This is a genomic window from Dokdonella sp., from assembly GCF_044227025.1.
GTDB lineage: Bacteria > Pseudomonadota > Gammaproteobacteria > Xanthomonadales > Rhodanobacteraceae > Dokdonella_A.
Window position 1 is genome coordinate 116,667 of record NZ_JBGAFX010000002.1, and the last position, 20,842, is coordinate 137,508.

General features: G+C 66.0%; 18 protein-coding genes and 3 tRNA genes. 11 read left to right on the top strand and 10 right to left on the bottom strand.

What is annotated here, in order from left to right; translation table 11 throughout:
* Positions 1-78: 78 nt before the first annotated feature.
* Positions 79-927, bottom strand: coding sequence for a hypothetical protein (locus tag ACILRJ_RS04815; RefSeq protein ID WP_395680937.1), 849 nt, complete (start codon positions 925-927; stop codon positions 79-81).
* Positions 928-1,072: 145 nt separating this feature from the next.
* The gene (gene ppsA / locus ACILRJ_RS04820) at positions 1,073-3,445 is read right to left on the bottom strand and encodes a phosphoenolpyruvate synthase (RefSeq protein ID WP_395680939.1); all 2,373 of its coding nucleotides are present in this window, start codon (positions 3,443-3,445) and stop codon (positions 1,073-1,075) included.
* A gap of 247 nt (positions 3,446-3,692) precedes the next feature.
* On the opposite strand from ppsA, the gene ACILRJ_RS04825 reads away from it, so the two are divergent.
* Both ACILRJ_RS04825 and ACILRJ_RS04830 read left to right on the top strand, forming a co-directional pair.
* Complete coding sequence (locus ACILRJ_RS04825; RefSeq protein ID WP_395680940.1) at positions 3,693-4,508, top strand: pyruvate, water dikinase regulatory protein; 816 nt, start codon at positions 3,693-3,695, stop codon at positions 4,506-4,508.
* Between the two features lie 201 nt (positions 4,509-4,709).
* A complete protein-coding gene (locus ACILRJ_RS04830) occupies positions 4,710-5,186 on the top strand; it encodes a DUF1249 domain-containing protein (RefSeq protein WP_395680942.1) in 477 nt (158 codons plus the stop codon).
* Positions 5,187-5,395: 209 nt separating this feature from the next.
* Here ACILRJ_RS04830 and ACILRJ_RS04835 read toward each other — a convergent pair.
* The 5 genes from ACILRJ_RS04835 to ACILRJ_RS04855 all read right to left on the bottom strand — a co-directional run bounded on the left by ACILRJ_RS04835 (position 5,396) and on the right by ACILRJ_RS04855 (position 8,707).
* A tRNA-Asp gene (locus ACILRJ_RS04835) sits at positions 5,396-5,472 on the bottom strand.
* A gap of 51 nt (positions 5,473-5,523) precedes the next feature.
* Positions 5,524-5,599: transfer RNA gene (locus tag ACILRJ_RS04840), tRNA-Glu, on the bottom strand.
* Positions 5,600-5,618: 19 nt separating this feature from the next.
* A tRNA-Ala gene (locus ACILRJ_RS04845) sits at positions 5,619-5,694 on the bottom strand.
* A 40-nt stretch (positions 5,695-5,734) separates the two neighbouring features.
* Positions 5,735-6,787, bottom strand: a complete 1,053-nt coding sequence (locus ACILRJ_RS04850; RefSeq protein WP_395680944.1) for a hypothetical protein — start codon at positions 6,785-6,787, stop codon at positions 5,735-5,737.
* 126 nt (positions 6,788-6,913) lie between these two features.
* Positions 6,914-8,707 carry an ABCB family ABC transporter ATP-binding protein/permease gene (locus tag ACILRJ_RS04855; protein WP_395680946.1) on the bottom strand — a complete coding sequence of 598 codons (1,794 nt, stop codon included), beginning with the start codon at positions 8,705-8,707 and terminating at the stop codon, positions 6,914-6,916.
* Between the two features lie 112 nt (positions 8,708-8,819).
* Here ACILRJ_RS04855 and ACILRJ_RS04860 point away from each other — a divergent pair, with 112 nt between their 5' ends.
* Entirely contained in the window at positions 8,820-9,257 is a 438-nt protein-coding gene (locus ACILRJ_RS04860) for a DUF4399 domain-containing protein (RefSeq protein WP_395680948.1), read from the top strand.
* A 131-nt stretch (positions 9,258-9,388) separates the two neighbouring features.
* Here ACILRJ_RS04860 and ACILRJ_RS04865 read toward each other — a convergent pair whose 3' ends face one another.
* Positions 9,389-11,194, bottom strand: a complete 1,806-nt coding sequence (locus ACILRJ_RS04865; RefSeq protein ID WP_395680950.1) for a DUF885 domain-containing protein — start codon at positions 11,192-11,194, stop codon at positions 9,389-9,391.
* A gap of 236 nt (positions 11,195-11,430) precedes the next feature.
* Positions 11,431-13,446 carry a bifunctional 2',3'-cyclic-nucleotide 2'-phosphodiesterase/3'-nucleotidase gene (locus ACILRJ_RS04870; protein WP_395680952.1) on the bottom strand — a complete coding sequence of 672 codons (2,016 nt, stop codon included), beginning with the start codon at positions 13,444-13,446 and terminating at the stop codon, positions 11,431-11,433.
* Between the two features lie 121 nt (positions 13,447-13,567).
* Here ACILRJ_RS04870 and gltX point away from each other — a divergent pair, with 121 nt between their 5' ends.
* The 4 genes from gltX to glk all read left to right on the top strand — a co-directional run bounded on the left by gltX (position 13,568) and on the right by glk (position 17,076).
* Entirely contained in the window at positions 13,568-14,968 is a 1,401-nt protein-coding gene (gene gltX / locus ACILRJ_RS04875) for a glutamate--tRNA ligase (protein ID WP_395680954.1), read from the top strand.
* 10 nt (positions 14,969-14,978) lie between these two features.
* Entirely contained in the window at positions 14,979-15,377 is a 399-nt protein-coding gene (locus tag ACILRJ_RS04880) for a hypothetical protein (protein ID WP_395680956.1), read from the top strand.
* Positions 15,378-15,549: 172 nt separating this feature from the next.
* Positions 15,550-16,062, top strand: a complete 513-nt coding sequence (locus ACILRJ_RS04885; RefSeq protein ID WP_395680958.1) for a transcriptional repressor — start codon at positions 15,550-15,552, stop codon at positions 16,060-16,062.
* Positions 16,063-16,077: 15 nt separating this feature from the next.
* Positions 16,078-17,076 (top strand): glucokinase, encoded by a 999-nt coding sequence (gene glk / locus ACILRJ_RS04890; protein WP_395680960.1) that lies wholly within the window; start codon positions 16,078-16,080, stop codon positions 17,074-17,076.
* A 3-nt stretch (positions 17,077-17,079) separates the two neighbouring features.
* Here glk and ACILRJ_RS04895 read toward each other — a convergent pair whose 3' ends face one another.
* Positions 17,080-18,096 carry a LacI family DNA-binding transcriptional regulator gene (locus ACILRJ_RS04895; RefSeq protein WP_395680962.1) on the bottom strand — a complete coding sequence of 339 codons (1,017 nt, stop codon included), beginning with the start codon at positions 18,094-18,096 and terminating at the stop codon, positions 17,080-17,082.
* Between the two features lie 188 nt (positions 18,097-18,284).
* Between ACILRJ_RS04895 and ACILRJ_RS04900 the strand changes: the two genes are divergently transcribed.
* The 4 genes from ACILRJ_RS04900 (at position 18,285) to ACILRJ_RS04915 (ending at position 20,654) form a co-directional block, all read left to right on the top strand.
* Positions 18,285-18,674, top strand: coding sequence for a MerC domain-containing protein (locus ACILRJ_RS04900; protein ID WP_395680964.1), 390 nt, complete (start codon positions 18,285-18,287; stop codon positions 18,672-18,674).
* A 66-nt stretch (positions 18,675-18,740) separates the two neighbouring features.
* A complete protein-coding gene (locus ACILRJ_RS04905) occupies positions 18,741-19,667 on the top strand; it encodes a cation diffusion facilitator family transporter (protein ID WP_395680966.1) in 927 nt (308 codons plus the stop codon).
* Positions 19,668-19,762: 95 nt separating this feature from the next.
* The gene (locus tag ACILRJ_RS04910; RefSeq protein ID WP_395680968.1) at positions 19,763-19,942 is read left to right on the top strand and encodes a 30S ribosomal protein THX; all 180 of its coding nucleotides are present in this window, start codon (positions 19,763-19,765) and stop codon (positions 19,940-19,942) included.
* A gap of 73 nt (positions 19,943-20,015) precedes the next feature.
* On the top strand, positions 20,016-20,654 hold the full coding sequence (locus ACILRJ_RS04915; protein WP_395680970.1) for a DUF1345 domain-containing protein: 639 nt from the start codon (positions 20,016-20,018) through the stop codon (positions 20,652-20,654).
* Positions 20,655-20,842: the final 188 nt, after the last annotated feature.

Sequence of the window (20,842 nt, forward strand, 5' to 3'; positions counted from 1 at the left end):
ACGGTTCGCATGGACATTAAACAGGGCCATGCACATGGCCGCGACCCGACAGGAATCGCGAGCGGAGCTCCGTTGCCCTCAGAGCGCCTTGCCGATCACGTCGTCCTTGAGGTGGAAGCGCGAAGACGTCGAAATCGCGCCGTCCTGGTTCTGCGCAATGCGATTGGTGTCTTGCGAGCTCGCCCATGGCGCGGGATGGATCGGACCCGCTTCATAACCGCGCCAATTCCTGTCGCGAGTAACCCGAGATGGCGACATGAAGAATCTCACCGGGATCACTACATAGGCGCCGGTTGCGCGGCCGCCGACGATCTCAGTAAGGTCGTATTGCCATGTCTTCGCAGCGTTGATCGCTGCCGTTTCGAATTCGCGCCGCCACTTCTCGGCTTGCTTCTCGTTGCTGGCTCGCGCATCGAGGCTGGTCTGGTACGGATAGATTTCAGCGACCTTGCCGCTCTCGTCCAGGCGCCCCGACAGGACGACGTACGCACCGAGTCGTGCCCCGGCCGCATTGCGCGGATATTGCGGGGCCTTGCCGATGCCACGGCGTGCCGGGTCTCCAAAGTTGATCGAAGCGACGTGCACGCTGAATTCGTCGTCCTTGCCTTCCACCGGTTCGGCGCGCAGGTTGAGGTGCATCGCGGTCTTTGCGACGACCGCCTTTCCGTCGATGACGATAGGCTCGAACTGCCAGCCCATGACGGCTCGCTTGACGAGAGCGGCGACAGCGGGTTGGAGAGTGCCATCCAGTTTGTAGTCGCTGACGTGACCATCCGGTGCGATTTGTATCGCACCGTCCGCGCTCATTTCGTAGAACGTCTTCTTGTCCGATTCCGCGCTGGCGGAGGTCGACGCCGCAATCTGCGGGTGGGCCGTGTTCGCGGCAAGCGCTGCGAGGCCCATGAACATGGTTCGATGCATCTTCATCGCACGTCTCCTTGTGGAATGCGTGGCGAAGACTACCGGATTCGGACCATGCGGGGAGGCCGAAATCCGATGCCTGATGCGGGGTCCGGAAGGCGCTGGGTCCCGGTTTTCGCCGGGACGGTTGCGCGGCTCGCTGGATTCTCGCTCAACCCGCCTTGTGCCTGGCCAGCTTGAGCCAGGTGTCGACCACGGTATCGGGATTGAGCGACACCGACTCGATGCCCTGGTCCATCAGCCACTCGGCAAGGTCGGGATGGTCGCTCGGACCCTGGCCGCAGATGCCGATGTACTTGCCTTTCTTCTTCGCGGTCTGGATCGCCATCGACAGCATCTTCTTGACCGCCGGGTCGCGCTCGTCGAACAGGTTGGCGACGATCGAAGAATCGCGGTCGAGGCCGAGGGTGAGCTGGGTCAGGTCGTTCGAGCCGATCGAGAAGCCGTCGAAGATGTCGAGGAATTCGTTGGCGAGCAGCGCGTTCGACGGCACCTCGCACATCATGATGATCTTGAGCCCGTTTTCTCCCTGCACGAGCCCGTTCTTCTTCAGCACCTCGATGACTTTGCGGCCTTCCCCGAGCGTGCGCACGAACGGGATCATCACCCACGCATTGGCGAGGCCCATCGTCTCGCGCACCTTCTTCATTGCGCGGCATTCGAGCGCGAACGCGTCGGCGAACGACGGATCGACGTAGCGGCTCGCGCCGCGGAAGCCGATCATCGGGTTCTCCTCGTGCGGTTCGTAGCGCTTGCCGCCGATGAGGTTCGCGTACTCGTTCGACTTGAAGTCGGACAGGCGCACGATGACCGGATTCGGCGCGAACGCGGCGGTGATCGTCGCGATGCCCTCGGCGAGGCGGTCGACGTAGAAATCGACCGGGCTGGCGTAGCCGGCGCTGCGCTCGTCGATCAGGCGCTTCGTTTCTGCATCCTGCAGGTCGTATTCGAGCAGCGCCTTCGGATGCACCGCGATGTGGCTGGCGATGATCATTTCGAGGCGGGCGAGGCCGACGCCCGCATTCGGCAGCATCGCGAAGTCGAACGCGCGTTCCGGGTTCGCCACGTTCATCATGATCTTCAGCGGCGCCGGCGGCATCGAGTCGAGATCGGCGGTGATGCGTTCGAACGCGAGTTGGCCTTCGTAGATGAAACCGGTATCGCCTTCGGCGCAGGAGATGGTCACGTCCTGTCCGTCCGTGATCCTGTCGAGCGCATTGCCGGTGCCGACCACGGCCGGCACGCCGAGTTCGCGTGCGATGATCGCCGCGTGGCAGGTGCGGCCGCCGCGGTTGGTCACGATCGCGGCGGCGCGCTTCATCACCGGTTCCCAGTCGGGATCGGTCATGTCGGCGACCAGCACGTCGCCCGGCTGGACCCGGTTCATGTCCTTGATCGACCGGATCACACGCGCCTTGCCGGCGCCGATCTTCTGGCCGATCGAGCGGCCTTCTGCGAGCACCGGGCCGCGCGACTTGAGCTGGAAGCGTTCGATCTGCGTCGCACGCGCGCGCGACTTCACCGTCTCCGGTCGCGCCTGCAGGATGTAGATCTTGCCGGTGTTGCCGTCCTTGCCCCACTCGATGTCCATCGGGCGGTCGTAGTGCTGCTCGATGACCAGCGCCTGCTTGGCGAGTTCGTGCACGTCGGCGTCGCTGATGCAGAAGCGCGCGCGATCCGTCGCCGGAGTCTCCTCGATCGTGACGCGCTCGCCCGGCTTGTTCGAATAGACCATCCGCTGCTGTTTGGAGCCGATCTGGCGGCGCAGGATCGCCGGCTTGCCGGCGCGCAGCGTCGGCTTGTACACGTAGAACTCGTCGGGGTTGACCGCGCCCTGCACGACCATCTCGCCGAGGCCGTAGCTCGCGGTGATGAACACCGCGTCGCGGAAGCCCGATTCGGTGTCGAGCGTGAACAGCACGCCCGAGGCGCCGACGTCCGAGCGCACCATCAGCTGCACGCCGGCGGAGAGGAACACGTCCTCGTGCTTGAAGCCGTGATGCACGCGGTAGGCGATCGCGCGATCGTTGTAGAGCGAGGCGAACACTTCCTTGACCTTGTGCAGCACGTCCTCGATGCCGACGACGTTGAGGAAGGTTTCCTGCTGGCCGGCGAACGACGCATCCGGCAGGTCTTCGGCGGTCGCCGACGACCTGACTGCAACCGCGATGTCGGCGGAGCCGGCATCCGTGCAGAGCTTCGCGTAGGCACCGCGGATCGCCGCATCGAGCTCCGCGGGCAGGGCGGTCTCGACGATCCAGCCGCGGATCTCCGTGCCGGCTTTGACCAGCGCGTCGACGTCTTCGACGTCGAGCGTGGCGAGGCGGTCCTGGATGCGCCTGGCGAGGCCGCTCTTTTCGAGATAGTCCTGGAACGCCTGCGCGGTGGTGGCGAAACCACCGGGCACCGACACGCCGAGCTTGGCGAGGTTGCCGATCATTTCGCCGAGCGACGCATTCTTGCCGCCGACCTTGCCGAGGTCGGTCATGCGCAGGTCTTCGAGCCAGAGAACGAGGTCGCTCAAGGGATTACTCCGTGGGAAGTGAAGGCCGCTTTGCGGCAGCGCGCAATTTTCGGGCTTTGCGGCGATTCGGGCAAGCTGGAGCGCCGTGGAGAGACCGATGCATGGGCTGGCGCCGCGCGGGGGAGCGGAAATACGACGGCTTCCCGTAGACTCGCCCTCGAAAGGGAATCTCGAAAGACCTTCCGTCGTCCCGGCGAAAGCCGGGACACGATCGGTTTTCGAGTCCCGATGACGCCCCGGGGAGCCCATGCGCCGCACGATCTTCTACGTTTCCGACGGTACCGGAATCACCGCCGAGACGATTGGACACAGCGTCCTGACCCAGTTCGATTCGATCGAGTTCGACACCTTCCGCATCCCGTTCGTCGACACCGAGGACAAGGCGCGCGCGGCGGCGGTACGCATCAAGACCGCGTTCGCGCAAAGTGGCGCCCGCCCGATCGTGGTCAACACGATCATGGACCAGAAGCTCAGCGACGTCGTCGCCGAGAGTGGCGCGCTGATGATCGACGTGTTCGCGCCGTTCCTCGGTCCGCTCGAGGCCGAACTCGGCACGATGCGCTCGCCGCGCGTCGGCAAGGCGCACGGGCTCACCGATTTCACCGAGTACGAAGCGCGTATCAACGCGACGAACTACGCACTGACCCATGACGATGGCATCGACGTCAACTATGCCGACGCCGACCTGATCCTGGTCGGCGTCTCGCGCGTCGGCAAGACGCCGACCTGCCTGTACATGGCGCTGCACTATGGCGTGAAGGCGGCGAACTACCCGCTGACAGAGGAGGATCTCGAACGGCTCGAACTGCCCAAGCGGCTGGTGCCGTTCCGCGCACGCCTGTACGGTCTTTCGATCGAACCGCAGCGCCTCGCGCAGGTGCGCGAAGCGCGTCGCCCGGGCAGCAAGTACGCCGAACTCAAGCAATGCCGCTGGGAACTGGAACAGGCCGACAAGCTGTTCCGCCGCGATGGCATCCCGGTGCAGAACACCACGCACACGTCGATCGAGGAGATCGCCAGCAAGATCCTCTCGGAACTTGGCATCGAGAAGCACATGTTCTGAGCGAGCCTGTGACCAAACCCGGCTTTTGCCCGCCATAAGCGCCAACGCGAGGAAGGTTCGGCGGAAGCACCGGCAGGAAGGGTGCCGTTTCGCGCAGGAAAACCGGCGGCTTGCGCGCGCGGCGGGGAACCCCATCTTACCCGTCCAGCGGGCGCGCGCATAAGACTAGGCGCTCGCTACCACCCCGCCTATGATCGGTCCATGTCCGTCGTCCTCGAACGCCCGCAATCCCTGCTGCCGAGCCGCTTCTCATGGCTGATGGGACTGTATTCGGAGAACTATCACCGGCTCGCGCGCCTTTTCGCGCCGCAGGATCTCGCGATCGGCCGTTACGTGTCGTCGCTCGACGACGGTCTCGACGTGCGCCTCGACGTGCTCGAACGGCATCGCTACACGCTCGACCTGCACCTGACCTACCAATTCGTCGACGGCGCCACCGGCGAACCGTCGCCGTCTGCGCAACTGCGCATGTACCACGACGCGCACATGGCGGAAGTGCTCGACTGCTGTGCCGATCGCCGGCTCGTGCGCGCGATCGGCCCGCTGCATCCCGCGCGCAGCATCTTCCAGCGACGCGTGCGCATGAGCTCGTTCCTCAACCGTTGGCTCGAATACCTCGCCGAGCAGGGGCATTCGATCGGTACGATCGAACCGTCGCCGCCCGGCGACGCACGCTGATCGCGAAAGACAAAGTGGTCCGCGACGGCGCCGCGTCCCCGGCGCGCTCTCTCAGCGGGCCCGCGCGCGGCCGCCACGGGAAGGTGACCATAACCGCGGGCGCCTTCGGATTTGGTTAACGCGCAGAATCCGTTGGCCAGCGGAATCGCCGTACGACAGGCATAAAGAAACCGGTTTGGAGACTTCAGGTCTCCAAACCGGCGGGTATATGGCGGAGCGGACGGGACTCGAACCCGCGACCTCCGGCGTGACAGGCCAGCATTCTAACCAGCTGAACTACCGCTCCGCGTTGTACTTGCTGTTACGCACGTCCTGTGCGTTTTCGCCCTTCACCTATTGGCGTCCCCAAGGGGATTCGAACCCCTGTTACTGCCGTGAAAGGGCGGTGTCCTAGGCCTCTAGACGATGGGGACGCTTAGGAAAACCGAAACTTGGTGGAGCCAGCCGGGATCGAACCGGCGACCTCTTGCATGCCATGCAAGCGCTCTCCCAGCTGAGCTATGGCCCCGTCAGGGAGCGCGAGAGAATAGTGGGCGATTGCCCGTTCGTCAACTCGCAGCCGTCGCTTTTTTTACCCGGCCGAACAGACCGCCGCCACGCGACTCGCCCGGTGCCGTCGAATGGTCCTCGCGATCGATGTAACCGAGCGCGTTGTAGGCGTTGATGAAGTTGGCGACATCGGCGGCGCCGGCACCGCCCTGTGCCGCGATTTCATCTACCGTGCCTGCCTGCTTGAGCATCACGGTCGCGATGCGGAAGTGCTTGGGGAACTCGCGTTCGCTCTGCGGCCAGCGCGAGAGCTTGTAGCGTCCATTGGCGTCGAGCCCGGCTTCGAGCTCACCGTCGCTGCGCACGAGATGCGCCAGCCACTTCAGGCGCGCGAGCGGTTGCGACGGCAGCGTGGCGGTCTGGCGGGTGTAGTCGGCTTCGCCGACGACCTTCACCTCGCCGTGCCCGAATGCGCGTGTGCACCATGGCGTGAGTCCCTTGAGGCTCGCCGCGGAATGCCAGGTCTGGTCGTGCGTGTCGATGTACAGCTCGGGCAGGCCGCTTGCCTGCAGGTGCAGGCGTCCGTACATCGGCGTCTTGCCATTGATCAGATCGAGCAGGCTCGCGCCGCTGGTGTTGTCGGGCACGTGCGTGGACGCCATCGCAGGTGCTGGCGGCGCGGCCATCGGCACCGTTGCCTTGGTTTCCGCAACGCGGGCGGTGGCGGCTGGTGCGGATGTTGGCGTTTCAGCGGAAGCCTTCGCGGCCGGTGCTTTTGCCGGCAGCGGTTCGCCGGCGAGATGCGCGCCGACGCGGTTCAGCATCGAGACGAGGTCGGCCGGCGCGACCGGTGCGGACACGCCGAACGCGTAGGCATCCGGTGTCGACGTCAGTGCGGCGACGAGGCGGCCGTTGCCTTCGGCCTTGAGCCAGTCCATGTGGCCGTAGACGGAATCGGTATGGATCAGCAGCAACTCCGCGCTGGCGTAGTCGGCGGTGCGCCAGCGAGCGTCGAAGCGCGTGCGCAGTTCGTCGAGCAATGCCGTGATGCGGGCGGCGACATCGGCGGGCGCGCCGACGATGTGGAGGGTGTGGGTCTTGGGAGCGTTCAAGGGGCATTCCAGAGGCAAAGCGAGCACTGCGCCTGAAGCAAGGAGCATGCCGGCTCCGTTGCGTTGGCGGTTGAAACACGATTGTGCACCAGTTCTCGTTTCGGGGCGTGAATGTGACCCTGAGTGTCAGGCTTGGACGGGTGCCGCGACCTCGCCTGCGCTGGTGCGCTCGCGCTGCTGCATCGTCCACAGTTGCGCGTATCGCCCCTGTTCGGCGAGCAATTCCTCATGGGTGCCGCGCTCGACCACGCGGCCGTGTTCGAGCACGAGGATCTGGTCGGAGTCGACGATCGTCGACAGGCGGTGCGCGATGACCAGGGTCGTACGCCCGCGCGCGATGCCCTCGAGTTCTCCCTGGATGATCTTCTCGGTGCGCGTGTCGAGCGCGCTCGTCGCCTCGTCGAAGACGAGGATCGCCGGGTTCTTCAGCAGGGTGCGCGCGATCGCGACACGCTGCTTCTCGCCGCCGGAAAGCTTGAGGCCGCGCTCGCCGACGCCGGTGTCGTAGCCCTGCGGAAGCGACTCGATGAAGGCGTGCACATGCGCGGCCTTGGCTGCCGCGACGACCTCGTCGCGGGTCGCACCGGGGCGGCCGTAGGCGATGTTGTAGTAGATCGTGTCGTTGAACAGCACGGTATCCTGCGGCACGATTCCGATCGCCGCGCGCAGCGATTGCTGCGTGACGGCGCGGATGTCCTGGCCGTCGATCGTGATGCGCCCCGCGTTGACGTCGTAGAACCGGAACAGCAGGCGCGCGAGGGTCGACTTGCCGGCACCGGTGGTGCCGACGACCGCGAGCGTGTGGCCGGCCGGAATGCGGAAATCGATGCCGGCGAGGATCGGCCGCTCGACCTGGTAGTGGAAGCCGACGCCCTCGAAGCGCACGTCGCCGCCGTTCACCGCGAGTGCGGGCGCCCCCGCAGCATCCTCCACTTCGCGCGCCTCGCCGAGCAGTACGAACATGCGTTCGATGTTCGTCAGCGCCTGCTTGACCTCGCGATAGACCATGCCGAGGTAGTTGAGCGGGATCGCGAGCTGGATCAGGAACGCATTGACGAGCACGAAATCGCCGATCGTCATGGTGCCGGCGATCACGCCGATCGAGGCGCGCCAGAGCAGCAGGGTCAGGCCGAGCGCGACGATCGCGGCCTGGCCGACGTTGAGCACGGCGAGCGTCTTCATGCTCCTTACGGTCGCTTCCTCGTACTTGACGAGGCTGGCGTCGTAGCGGGCCTGCTCGTGGTGTTCGTTGCCGAAATACTTGACCGTCTCGTAGTTGAGGAGCGAATCGACCGCGCGTTCGTTCGCCTCTGTGTCCGCGGCATTGGCCGCGCGGTAGTAGCGCATGCGCCATTCCGTGATCGAGAACGTGAACACGATGTAGGCGACCAGCGTGCCGAGCGTGATCGCGGTGAAGGTCCAGTCGAAACGCGCGATCAGGATGCCGCAGACCAGCAGCACTTCGAGCAGGGTCGGCAGGATCGTGTAGATGGTCCAGTCGAGCAGGTCCGAAGTCGCGCTCATGCCACGCTCGACGTCGCGCGCGACGCCACCGGTGCGGCGGTCGAGGTGGAAACGCAGCGAAAGCCGGTGCAGGTGTTCGAACACGCGCAGCGTGATGTTGCGCGAGGTACGCGCTAGCACGCGCGCAAACACGATCTGGCGCAGCTCCTGGAACAGCGAGGTCGACATGCGCAGGGCGCCGTAGACGACGAGCAGGGCCAGCGGGATCAGCAGCGGTTTCGGCGCTAGGTCGAGCGCGTCGATCAGGCGTTTGAGCACCAGCGGCACGCCGACGTTGGCGAGCTTGGCGGCCGCGAGCAGCACCAGCGCGGTACCGACACGCCCGCGATAGCGCCAGACCTCGGGCCATAGGCGTCGCAGGATCGCGATCGTGCCGTTGCTTGCGGGGTCGCTCATGGGGATCCGGGTCGGGTGGGGCCGGGGACAAGTGGGGACGTTGCTGCCATTTACCAGCGGTATCGGTCCGGGCAGCTATGATCGCCGGGTCGTCCGACTCCTGGAGGCAACCATGTTGAAGCACTCATTCCTGTTTTTGTCGTCTGCACTCGTTGCGGCAAGCGCATTCGCGGCGGATGCGCCCGAGTTCGCGCGCGAGAAGGCGCCGGCCGGAGCAAAGGTCTTCATCGTCTCGCCGACGAATGGTGCAACGGTCGGCGGTGACGTGGAAGTCGTTTTCGGTGTCGAGGGCATCGCGCTCGCGCCTGCCGCCGACGCCAGGGCCGGGGCCGGCCATCACCATCTGCTCATCGACGCCGCGTCGCTACCTCCGCTCGGCGCGCCGATACCGAACGACGCGAACCACAAGCACTACGGCGCGGCCCAGACCAGCGACACGATTCACCTCGATCCCGGAACCCACACGCTGCAACTCGACCTCGGCGACGCGCGCCACGTCCAGTTCGACCCGCCGATCGTGTCGCCGAAGATCACTATCCACGTGAAGTGATGGCAGTCCGTTCGCCCTGGCGCCGGCGCGCAGCGCTGGAGCCTAGGGCAGGGGAAAATGCCGATGCTTCGACTCCGCGGAGCTTTGCTCCGCGGCGCTCGACACCAACGGTTCAGGACCGGTCCGTCGGCTCAATCGATCGGCAAGTCGAGCATCAGCTCGCGCGCATAGCGCACCGGCGGCGAGCCGAACGACAGCAGCTTGTCGTGGTACGCATGCAGGTCGAACGCGGCGCCCGCACGTTGCTCGGCTTCCTTGCGCAGGTCGAGGTGTTCCTGCCAGCCGACGAAATAGGTCGGCAACTGCGCCGACGTGAGTTGCGCGCGCACCCACTTGCCGGCGGCCTCGCGTTCTTCCTGGAACGTGCCGACCGTCATCAGCTTCATCGCGTTGTCACGGCTCATGCCGTCGACCTGGATCGCCTGGTCGAGGATCGCGTTGGCGATCGCGCGCAGGTCCCACTTGAGGTGCACGAGGCGATACAGCGGGTCGCCGCCTAGATAGCCCTCGTCGGCCATGACCTTCTCGGCATAGACCGCCCAGCCTTCGACGAACGGTCCCGAATACAGGACCGAGCGCAGCACGGACGGATACTTGTTCGCGTGCCACAGCTGCAGGTAGTGGCCCGGCATCGCCTCGTGGATTGTCAGTTCGTTGATCGAGCGCGTGTTGTACTCGCGCAGGAACGAGTCGACCTGCTTCTTCGACCAGTCATCCGGGATCGGCGACACGGCGTAGAACGTGTCGAGGCCCTTGTCGAGCGGACCCGGGGGATCGCAATAGGCGAGGGCGACGCCACGCTGGAATTCCGGCATCGGGATGATCTTCACCGGCGCGTCGGGCAGTGTGACGAGGTTCTTCTCGCGCACGAATGCGGTTGCCTGCGCGAGCGCGCCCTCGGCGGTCGCGATGACCTGGCCACGCGCGGGACGCTCCTTGTAGGCGAGTTCGAGCGCCGCCTGGATTGCCTTCTGCTGCTGCTCCTCGGTCGGATGCTCCGGCAACGCGGGCGCATTGCGCTTGCCTTTCAGCACCGTGCGGGCGATCGCGTACATTTCCTCGCGCGTACTCTTCAGCGCGGCTTCGGCGCGGCTGCGGATCTCCTGGCGCGTCAACGGCGAGTTCAGCGCGAACGCGAGCTTGGCGTCGTACAACTTCGCGCCGATGCGGAAATCGCCCTTCGCGTTCGGCACCAGCCCGGTGTCGAGCCAGTGCTGCTGCTCGTCGACGGCCTTGCGCAGGCCCGCCGCGGCGGCTTCGAGACGCTGGCGATCCGCGTCCGGCAGTTCCTTCGCATGCGGCAGGATCAAGCCATCGACGAGGCTGAGCACGCCCTTGTTCTGCTTCGATACGGTTTCCGCGTGGATCTTCGGCACGCGCTTCGGATCGAGGTTCGTGCGCATCTGCGCGAACAATGCCGGCAACTTCTCCATGCGCGCGGTCGCCGAACGCAGGCGATCGGGCAGCGGCGCGAACTCTCGCGCCATCAGCCCGTACAGCGCGCCGCCTGCGAGTTGGCTGTAGAAGGTCGGGTCCCACGCCCAGCTCTGCAGCGTCTCGCTGCTCCAGACGTCGGAGCGCACCTGATTACGCAGGATGCCGTAGTCGACCTGGTTTTCGCGCGAGAGAGCGGCGCGATCGACTTTGTCGAGGTCGACCAGGATCGAGCGCGAGAATTCGAGCGATCGCCGCACGCCGTCCGCACTCAAGTCGTCGAGCTCGCTGTCGTGGCGGTGGTCGCCGATCGTCGTCGCGGTGACCGGGCTGATCGCCATGGCGCCGTCGAGCCAGCGCCTCGACAGGTCGGCGAATTGCTGGTCCGCACTGACCGCGGCGGCTTTCGCGGGCGGGTCCGTGGCAGCGTCATGGCGCGCGGACTGCGGCGCGCAGGCGACGAGGGCGAGGCAGATCGAAACGGCGAGCAGGCTGCGCGACATGGCGGGCTCCTTTTGAACACGAGGGCGGGCGGCCGCGCAGTACGCGGCATCCGGTCGACTGTAGCGGATGCGCTTCGACCGCGCGTGACGCGCAGCAGCAGCGGTCGATCCAGATCCCGTTCTCTCCGAGCGCGGCGCCGAAGGCGCGAGATCCAAGAGCATGGATGCGTCATCATGGTGTTTCGACTTCGCGGAACTTCGTTCCGGGGCGCTCGACACGAACGGGGTGACAGGTTCTAGCGGCTTCCTGAAACCGACAGGTCGATCGCATACGTCGACGAACCATCGCCGTTGTCCTTCACGAGCGAAACGCCGTTGATGCCGTTGGCCTTCGCCAGCGCGAGCCTGCCGGTTTCGCTGGTCACGACGACCGGGCCGGCTGTTCGCACCGGCACGAAATGCCAGTTGCGCTCGCTGCCGTCGCGTGCACGCGTGAGGTGCCTGCGTGCCTTGATCCACGCGATCACGACATCGCGGTTCGCATCCGGCGCGGAAATGACGAGGTTGGAACCGTCCAGCCCCGGGAAGTGTCCGCCGCCGCTCGCGCGGTAGTTGTTCGTGACGACGATGAACGCCTGCGCGGGTTCGACCGGCTTGCCCTTGTAGGCCAGGTCGCGGATGCGCTCGCCCTGCGTTTTCGTCACGTCGATCGCGTAGGCCAGGCCGCCCTGGATCACGTCGAAGTTGTAGCCGGAGAACTTGCGGTCGATCAGTTCCTGCGCCTCCTTCTTCGCCGGATCGATGCGATGGAAGCGGCCGGCCGAGCGTTCGAGCCAGCCCTTGAGCGTCGCGCCATCGATCTTCACCGCGGTGAGCGTATTCGGATACAGGTAAAGGTCGGCGGCGTCGTGGATCGCCAGCGGGCCGGGTTCGACGTCGGTGTAGTCGTTGGTTGCGCTGAAACCGGTCTTGAACGGCGCCGCCGCGGACAACACGGGGATTCCGGCGTATTGCGGCAGGTTCGCCGCGAGGTAGCGCTCGGCGTAGTCGCGCTGCGCGTCATTGATGACCTGCAACGCGCTGATGTTGCCAAGTTCCACGAACTGGCTGGTCATCGCGAAATCGGTGTCGCCGATCGGCTCGGAGACGTAGTCGATCGTCGCCTTGTGCACGGCCTCGACGAGCGGAGCGATGCGCGGGTCGGCCGCGACCGGGGTTCCGTCCTTGCCGCGCACGTTGCGCACTTCCGCATGCGATTGCGTCGCGTCGATCGTCCAGCGTCCGTTCGTGCGCACCAGCGCGAGGTCGAGCACGCCGAGGCTCTTGCCGAAGAAGTTCGCCATCACGGCCGGCTTGCCGTGCACGAAGCCGCGTTCGTTGTCGACGTCCGCCATCGAGGCGAAGCGCGACTGCGCATTGCCCGGGTCGGGGAACGACGTGTGCGAGTGGCCGAGCAGCAGCGCATCGATGCCCGCTTCCCGTGCGAGATGCCAGTTCGCGTTTTCCATCGCCGGTCCGTACGGCGAGGCGTCGAGGCCGCCATGCGAGATCGCGATCAAGAGATCGACGCCTTTGGCGCGCAGCTCCGGCAGCCAGCGGCGCGCGGCTTCGACCACGCCGGTCGTCGTCACCTTGCCTTCGAGATTGCGCCGGTCCCATTCGACGATTGGCGGCGGCGTGAAGCCGATGATGCCGATGCGGATCGGCGCGGACGTCCCGCGGCCCTGCGCGTCGGTCAGCTTCAAGACGCGGTCGAGCACTGCGTAAGGCGGATAGATCGGCTTGCCGTCGCGGGTCGACTCGGCGTTCGAGAGGACGAGCGGGAAGTGCGGGCCTGCGCAGGTCTTCGCCGGGACACCTTGCGCGTCGATCGGATGGCCGGTCACCTGCGCGAGGAACGGCAGCCCGTAGTTGAACTCGTGGTTGCCGATGGTGCCACCGTCGTAGCCGAGCGCGTCCATCGCGCGATAGATCGCGAGCTCCTCGTCGCAGCCGATCGGGGTCACCAGCGCCTGGTAGTCCGCCAGCGCGGTACCCTGGATGGTGTCGCCGGCGTCGAACAGCAGCGTGTTCGGAAACTCCGCACGCGCCTGCATCACCAGTGTCGCCATGCGCTCGAAACCGAGCGACTTGTCCTCGGCGAGCCGGTAGTAGTCATAGCTGAGTGCGTTCGCGTGCAGGTCGGTCGATTCGAGGATCGCGAGCCGCGCACGCGTGCCGTCCACAACATCGGCAGGATGCCGCCCCGGCAGCGACGAGCAGGCAGTAGCGAGCAGCAACGGGATCAGAAGCGAGGCGCGCAGGGTCGGCATGATGGGAGCTGGGGGGAATGGAAAAGGCCATTCTGCCCGCAAACGACTGCACCGGTGTTGCCGCAGGGCGTGCCTTTACTCCGGTAAACTTGCGCGCCGACCCCCGAGCCTTCGCCACACGATGACCGTCCGCACCCGCTTCGCCCCGAGTCCCACCGGTTACCTGCACATCGGCGGCGCGCGCACCGCGCTGTACTGCTGGCTGGACGCGCGCCATCGTGGCGGCGAGTTCATCCTGCGCATCGAGGACACCGATCGCGAGCGTTCGACCGAGGCCGCCGTGCAGGCGATCCTCGACGGCATGGCCTGGCTCGGCCTGGCGCACGACGAGGGGCCGTACTACCAGACCCTGCGCATGGACCGCTATCGCGCGGTCGCCGAAGACCTGTTGAAGGCCGGCAAGGCGTACTACGCCTACGAATCGAAGGAAGAGATCGAGGCGATGCGCAACGCGGCGATGGCCGCCGGCACCAAACCGCGTTACGACGGGCGCGCGCGCGATCAGAACCTGCCGTACCGCGACGATCCGAACCGCGTGCTGCGCTTCAAGAACCCGACCTCGGGCAGCGTCGTGTTCGAAGACAAGGTCAAGGGTCGCATCGAGTGGTCGAACGAGGAACTCGACGATCTGGTGCTGATCCGCTCGGACGGATTCCCGACCTACAATTTCGCGGTCGTGGTCGACGACATCGACATGAGGATCACCGACGTGATCCGTGGCGACGACCACGTCAACAACACGCCGCGCCAGGTCAACATCTACCACGCGCTCGGCGCGCCGGTGCCAAGCTTCGCGCACCTGCCGATGATCCTCGGCCCGGACGGGCAGAAGCTCAGCAAGCGCCATGGCGCGGTCAGCGTGATGCAGTATCGCGACGACGGCTTCCTGCCGCACGCGCTGCTGAACTATCTCGTGCGCCTCGGCTGGTCGCACGGAGACCAGGAGATCTTCTCGCGCGAGCAGATGATCGAGTTGTTCGACGCGTCGGACGTCAACAAGTCGGCATCGCGCTTCGATCTCGAGAAGCTGTCGTGGCTGAACCAGCAGTACCTGAAGAACGACGATCCGCTCGAACTCGCGCCGCACTTCGAGTGGCAGCTGCGCGCGGCCGGGATTGATCCGCAGCAGGGTCCCGATCCGGTCGACGTGATCATCGCACTGCGCGATCGCGCGAAGACGCTGAAGGAAATGGCCGAGAAGGCCAAGGTCTGGTACGAGCCGCTCGCGACCTACGACGAGCAGGCGGTCGCCAAGCACCTGAAGACCCCGACCGCGCGCGCCGCGCTCGAGGCCGCGCATGCGCAGTTTGCCGCGCTCGCCGACTGGAAGGTCGAGGCGATCCACGCCGCGATCGAAGCCGCCGCAGCGTCGATCGGCGAGGGCATGGGCAAGATCGCGCAGCCATTGCGTGTCGCACTGACCGGCACGCAGGTTTCACCATCGATCGACCACACGGTCTTCCTCGCCGGACGCGAGGAAGCATTGCGCCGCATCGATGCGGCCGTAGGCAAGACCGGCTGAGCCCAAGCGGATGTCCCTCGACGATTGCATCCAGGCCTATGGCCGCCTCGATTCCGCGGACCCGGACGCCACGCAGGCGGCCTTGCAGACCTGCACGCGTGTCCTGCTCGATCCGCTTGTGTGGGAATGGGCACTCGGCCTCACGCTGATCTGCGCGCTGGTCGGCCTCGTGATCGGCTATATCCGCGGCCGCTGGTTGGCCGGACTCGTCTGGGGCGCAGCGCTCGGCCCGATCGGCTGGGCGATCGTGCTGTTGTCGAAGTCGGGCCTGATTGAATGCCCCGATTGCGGGCGCGGCAATGTCCCGCGCGCGAAAGCCTGCCGCCACTGCGGCGTCAACCTGCAGGCGGCTGCGACGCGTTCGCAACGTTCCTCGCTGAAGCGGGTGGATCGAGGCCGCGGCTGGTGATGTGACCAGACGTGCGGAGCATCCCGATGCTCGTGAGGGCTGAGGGCTTGAAATGCATCGCCACTGAAGGGGACTCCCACAAGGAATCGGTGGCGGCGCTGCAGGAGCGCACAGGAAACCAACCGCGCAAGGTGTAGGCTTCAAGCCGCCCCAGCCCTGATCCTCAACCACAATGTCCCACGCCAGCCATCGCCATAGTCATCACGACCACCCGCACGACGCCGATGCGTTCGTTGGCGCGGTCGCGAGCGCGTGCGAGTTGCGTGGTTTGCGACTGACGCCGTTGCGCCTGCGCGTGCTGGAACTCATCGCCGGCGAGTCGAAGCCGGTCAAGGCGTACGACCTGCTCGATCGGCTCAAGGGCGAGCATGCCGGCGCCGCACCGCCGACGGTGTATCGCGCTCTGGACTTCCTGCTCGAACACCGTTTCATCCACAAGCTCGAATCGATCAATGCCTACGTCGGTTGTCACCATCCGAGCGAGGCGCACCAGGTTCCATTCCTGATCTGCGACACGTGTTCGGCGGCGATGGAGGTGTGCGACGAGCGCGTCTCGCGCCTGCTGACGGAACAGGCGCGCGAGCGCGGCTTCCGCCCGAGCATGCAGACGCTGGAGGTGCACGGCGTGTGCGCGGCGTGCCTGGCGCAGCAGGAATCGCCGCGCGTGGCTGGTTTGCTCAAGTAGCGCCGGAGCAGCCCGATGCCGCCCGTCGCCGGGGAACCGGTATTGCTCGCCGATGTCGGCGGCACCCATGTTCGTTTCGCGCTGGCTGACACCGCCGCCGCTGCACCCTTGCTGGTCGACTCGATCCGTCGCCATCGCGTCGCCGAATGGTCGGCGTTTTCCGATTGCGCGCGCGCCTATCTCGGTGAAGTCAGCGTGCATCCGCGACGCGGCGTGTTTGCCGTCGCCGGTCCGGTCACCGGCGACGAAGTGCGAATGACCAATCATCCGTGGGTGTTGTCACGCACGCACCTGCGCACGGAACTCGGGCTGGACGCGCTGCATGTCGTCAACGATTTCGCGGCGATGAGCCATTGCTTGCCGCTGCTCACGCCGGCCGATGTGCGGACGATCGGCGGCTTGGCGGCAACCGGCATCGACCTCGGTCGGCGCCAGACCTTCGCGGTCATCGGCCCCGGGACCGGACTCGGAGTCGGCGCGCTGCTGGTCGATGGCGGGCGTTTCGTCGGTCTGCACAGCGAAGGGGGGCACGTCGGTTTCGCGCCGGGCGACGAGGTCGAGGTTTCGGTGCTGAATCGGCTGATGCCGCGCTTCGGGCGCGTATCGGCGGAACGCCTGTTGTGCGGCAGCGGCCTGGTGAACCTGCATCATGCGCTGCATCCGCAGGCATCGGAGGATACGCCGGAGCGGATCACGGCCGCTGCGGCGACCGATCCGGCCTGCCGCGAAACGATCGAACGCTTCTGCGCGATGCTCGGCTCGATCGTCGGCGATTTCGCGCTCGCCTACGGCGCCTGGGATGGCGTGTATCTCGCGGGTGGACTGACGCCGAGGTTGCTAGAAACGCTGTCTGGTGGCGCGTTTCGCGCGCGTTTCGAGGCGAAGGGACGCTACGCGGACGTGTTGGCGCGAGTGCCAACCATCGCGATCCTGCATGCGGAGCCCGGCCTGCTCGGCGCCGCCGCGCTCGCGGTTCTGGATGCGGGACGTTCGTTGCAGATTCGATCCGCGTGAGCGTCAGCGGCTCGATCGCCCGCACGACGCGCGCACCACGAGTTCGCAAGGAAGCACCTGCGGCGTCGAGGAAGACGAGCCAAGCGCTTCCATCTCGGCGGCAAGACATGCGACGGCGTTGCGACCGAGTTCCGCGATGCGCGCGCGCACCGTGGTGAGCGCAGGCGTCACGTAACGCGCGGCCGGAACGTCGTCGAAGCCGGCGATCGCGATTTCGGTCGGGATGGTGAAGCCGCGTCCGGCCAGCGCGAGCAGGCAGCCAATGGCCATCAGGTCGTTGGCCGCAAACACCGCGTCGGGTCGCTGCGGATCGTCGGCCATTGCATGCCCGGCGGTCCTGCCCGATTGCTCGCTGAAGTCGCCGGCAAGCACGATGGCCTCGCGTTCGATGCCCGCTGCGGCGAACGCATCGCGGTAGCCACGCAGGCGCTCGTCGGCAGCGAAGTTTCCGGTGGGGCCTGCAATGAACGCGATGCGCCGATGCCCGACGGAGAAGAGATGACGGGTCATCGCCAGCGCGCCGCCGTGATCGTCGATGGCGAGCGTGGGATGGCGTGAATGACCGATGCGCGCATTCATGATCACGGCGGGCAGGGCGTCCGGCAGGTTTGCGTCGAGCAGTCCGGGATCGACGTGCGGCGACATGACCAGCAAGCCGTCGACCCGACCCTGCATCGAACGCAGCGCCGCGGCCGTCTCGTCGGCATCGGCATGCGAACTCGACACCAGCAGGTGCAAGCCGCGCGTTCGTGCGGCAAGGTCGATGCCGCGGATCAGTTCGGAAAAGAAATCGCCCTGCAGCGCCGGCAGGATCGCGCCGATCGTGCGCGTGCGCCGGGTGATCAGGCTTCGCGCGGCATCGTTCGGTCGGTAGCGCAGGCGTGAGGCGATGTCGACGATCCGCGCGCGCGTGGCGTCCGTGACGTTCTCGTGCCCGTTGAGCGCGCGCGATACCGATGCGACCGATACGCCCGCGGCTTTTGCGACGTCCTTGATGGTGACCGCCATCGGTTCCCGCATCGAGATGTAATCGTTTACAGCATGCGTTGCGGGACGCGGACCTGTCACGTTGCGCTACAGCAGCATGCGACGCACCGTAGCTGTCCGGCGGTCGTCCATCATGTTATAGTATAACCAACATGATCTCCTCCACATGCCAGCCTGCGAGTCGCATCCCGTTGTCTGAACGCAACTCCCACCCGTTTCCCATGCGTCTTGCGGATCGCTTTGGCGCAACCGCATCGTTCCTGTGCGCACTGCATTGCGCGGCGTTGCCGCTGCTGATGGCGGTGCTGCCGGCGCTCGGGCTCGGCTTTCTCGCGAACCACGAGTTCGAGCGTGCGTTCATTGCCTTCGCGAGCGTGCTCGCGCTCGCGTCGCTGGCCATCGGCTTCCGCCGTCATCGGCGTGTCCGTGCGTTCTGGTTCCTTGTTCCAGGTGTCGTACTGCTGCTGCTCGGCATCGTGATCGACATCGACGGCCAGCCGCTCACGCATGCCGTGCTGGTCAGCCTGGGCGGAACACTGGTCGCGCTTTCGCACCTGACGAACCTGCGCCTCGCGCACGGTCACGTGCACGATGCGGCCTGCGGTCATTGAGCGCGTCGCGGTGATTGTGTAACCGCGCCGCCAACGCCTAGGATCGGTCGCTCGACCGCGCTTGCCATGAATCACGACCACCACCACTCGCACGCACATGTCGCGCACGCATCGACCGCCTCCGTGCGCGAGCGGCGCCTGCTGATCGCGTTTGGCCTCACCCTCTGCACGCTGTTCGCGGAAGCAGTCGGCGGATGGTTGTCGGGTTCGCTGGCCTTGCTTGCGGATGCCGGCCACATGCTGGTCGATGCGCTCGCCTTGCTGTTCGCCTGGCTCGGTGCACGCTTTGCGCGACGACCGGCCGACGCGCGCCGCAGTTTCGGCTATGCGCGTCTCGAAGTGCTGGTCGGCTACACCAATGCGTTGGCGCAGTTCGTCCTGGTCGGCTGGATCGTGTTCGAGGCGATCGGCCGCTTCATGGCGCCGGGCGAGATCCTCGGCGGCATGATGCTGGCGGTCGCGCTGGCGGGACTGCTGGTCAACTTGCTCGTGCTGCGCGTGCTCCATGATCACGACGAGCACGACGTCAACTCCGCGAGCGCGCGTCTGCATGTGCTCGGCGACCTGCTCGGTTCGGTCGGCGCGGTGGTGGCCGCGCTGCTTATCCGCCAGTTTGGCTGGAACTGGTCCGATGCATTGATTTCGGTGTTCGTTTCGCTGCTGATCCTCGGCAACGCATGGCAGCTGCTGCGCAGGTCCGGCCACATCCTGCTCGAAGGCGCGCCGAGCGGAGTGGACATGGCCATCGTCGCCAGCACGCTGGAGCAGGCCGGAATCGGCGTGGCCGGCGTGCATCACGTGCATGTGTGGGAACTCGCCGGCGGCAGCGCAATGGCGACCTTGCATGCCCGCCTCGACGCCGGAGTGGAGGCGGATGCCGCGATTGCTTCCGTGCAGCGCGTGCTGCGCGAACACTTCGGAGTCATCCACGCAACCGTGCAGATCGAGGCCGGCGATTGCGCATCGGCGCCCTGTCCGGAGCATCGCCACTGAGGGCCCGGACGGACGACTGTCAGGCCGCGCGCTTGCGCGCCGGGCGCGGACTGCTATCCTGCGCGCCCGTTTACCGAATCGTTACAGGAGTCATCATGGGCAAGGGCGACCGCAAGACCCGCAAGGGCAAGATCGCGATCCGCAGTTACGGCAACGCGCGTCCGCATGCGGAAAAGGCTGCAGCGGGTGCCAAGCCGGCCGCAAAGACCGCTGCCAAGCCGGCGGTGAAGAAGGCAGCACCGGCCAAGAAGGCCGCGGCCAAGAAGACCGCCTGAGAATCGCGCCGCCCGGACCATCCGGGCGGCATTGGCCAAGCAGGCAGCGAGGGCATCGCATGGCGGTCTCCTGATGCGACGCTTCGGCGGTCAACCCCGTTTCATCCTGTCGGCCTTGTTGTTCCTCGCCGGTATGGCCGCGTGCCTGGCTTCCGGGCTCGGCCTTGTCCGCTCGATCGTGTACGCGTTCACGCCCGCGGCGGTCGCGTTTCTCGCGGCAGTCAGCTACCTGTTCGCACGAACCGGCGGCAGCGAATCGATCCGCACGCGCGCACGCAGCGAAGACCCCGGGCGGCGCCTTCGCCTGTGGAGCGGCGTTTCCGTTTCGATCGTGACGCTGGTCGCGCTCGGCCTCGAATTGCATGCCGGCAGGAACGGCGGACTGCTCGACCTCGCGCTGTGCGCAGGCGCGCTGCTGCTGTCCTGGCTGTTCATGAACACGCTTTTCGCGCTCCACTATGCGCACCAGTTCTACGGCGACGACGCACATCGCCGGCGCAACGGCGGGCTCGAGTTTCCCGGCGGCGGTGATCCCGATTACTGGGATTTCGTCTATTTCGCGATCGTCGTCGGCATGACCTTCCAGGTCTCGGACGTGCAGATCACGAGCCGCTCGATCCGCCGCACCGTCCTCGTCCACGCCCTGGTGGCGTTCGTGTTCAACATGGTCATCCTTGCCCTCAGCGTGAACGTGGTGGCGGGCCGGCTTTAGCGCCGGCCAGGTGATGCAAGCCGATTGATTCGACGCTGCCAGGCGGGGGCGGGCGGGCCGGCGAGGGCAAAAACGGCCAGGTAACGGGAAATTAGCGTTTACGTACAATTGCGCGTATAGTAGTTCGCACTGTGTTTGCTAGGGTCACTTTGAATCGTGGCCTTGATGCAGTTGATCCTCAGACGATC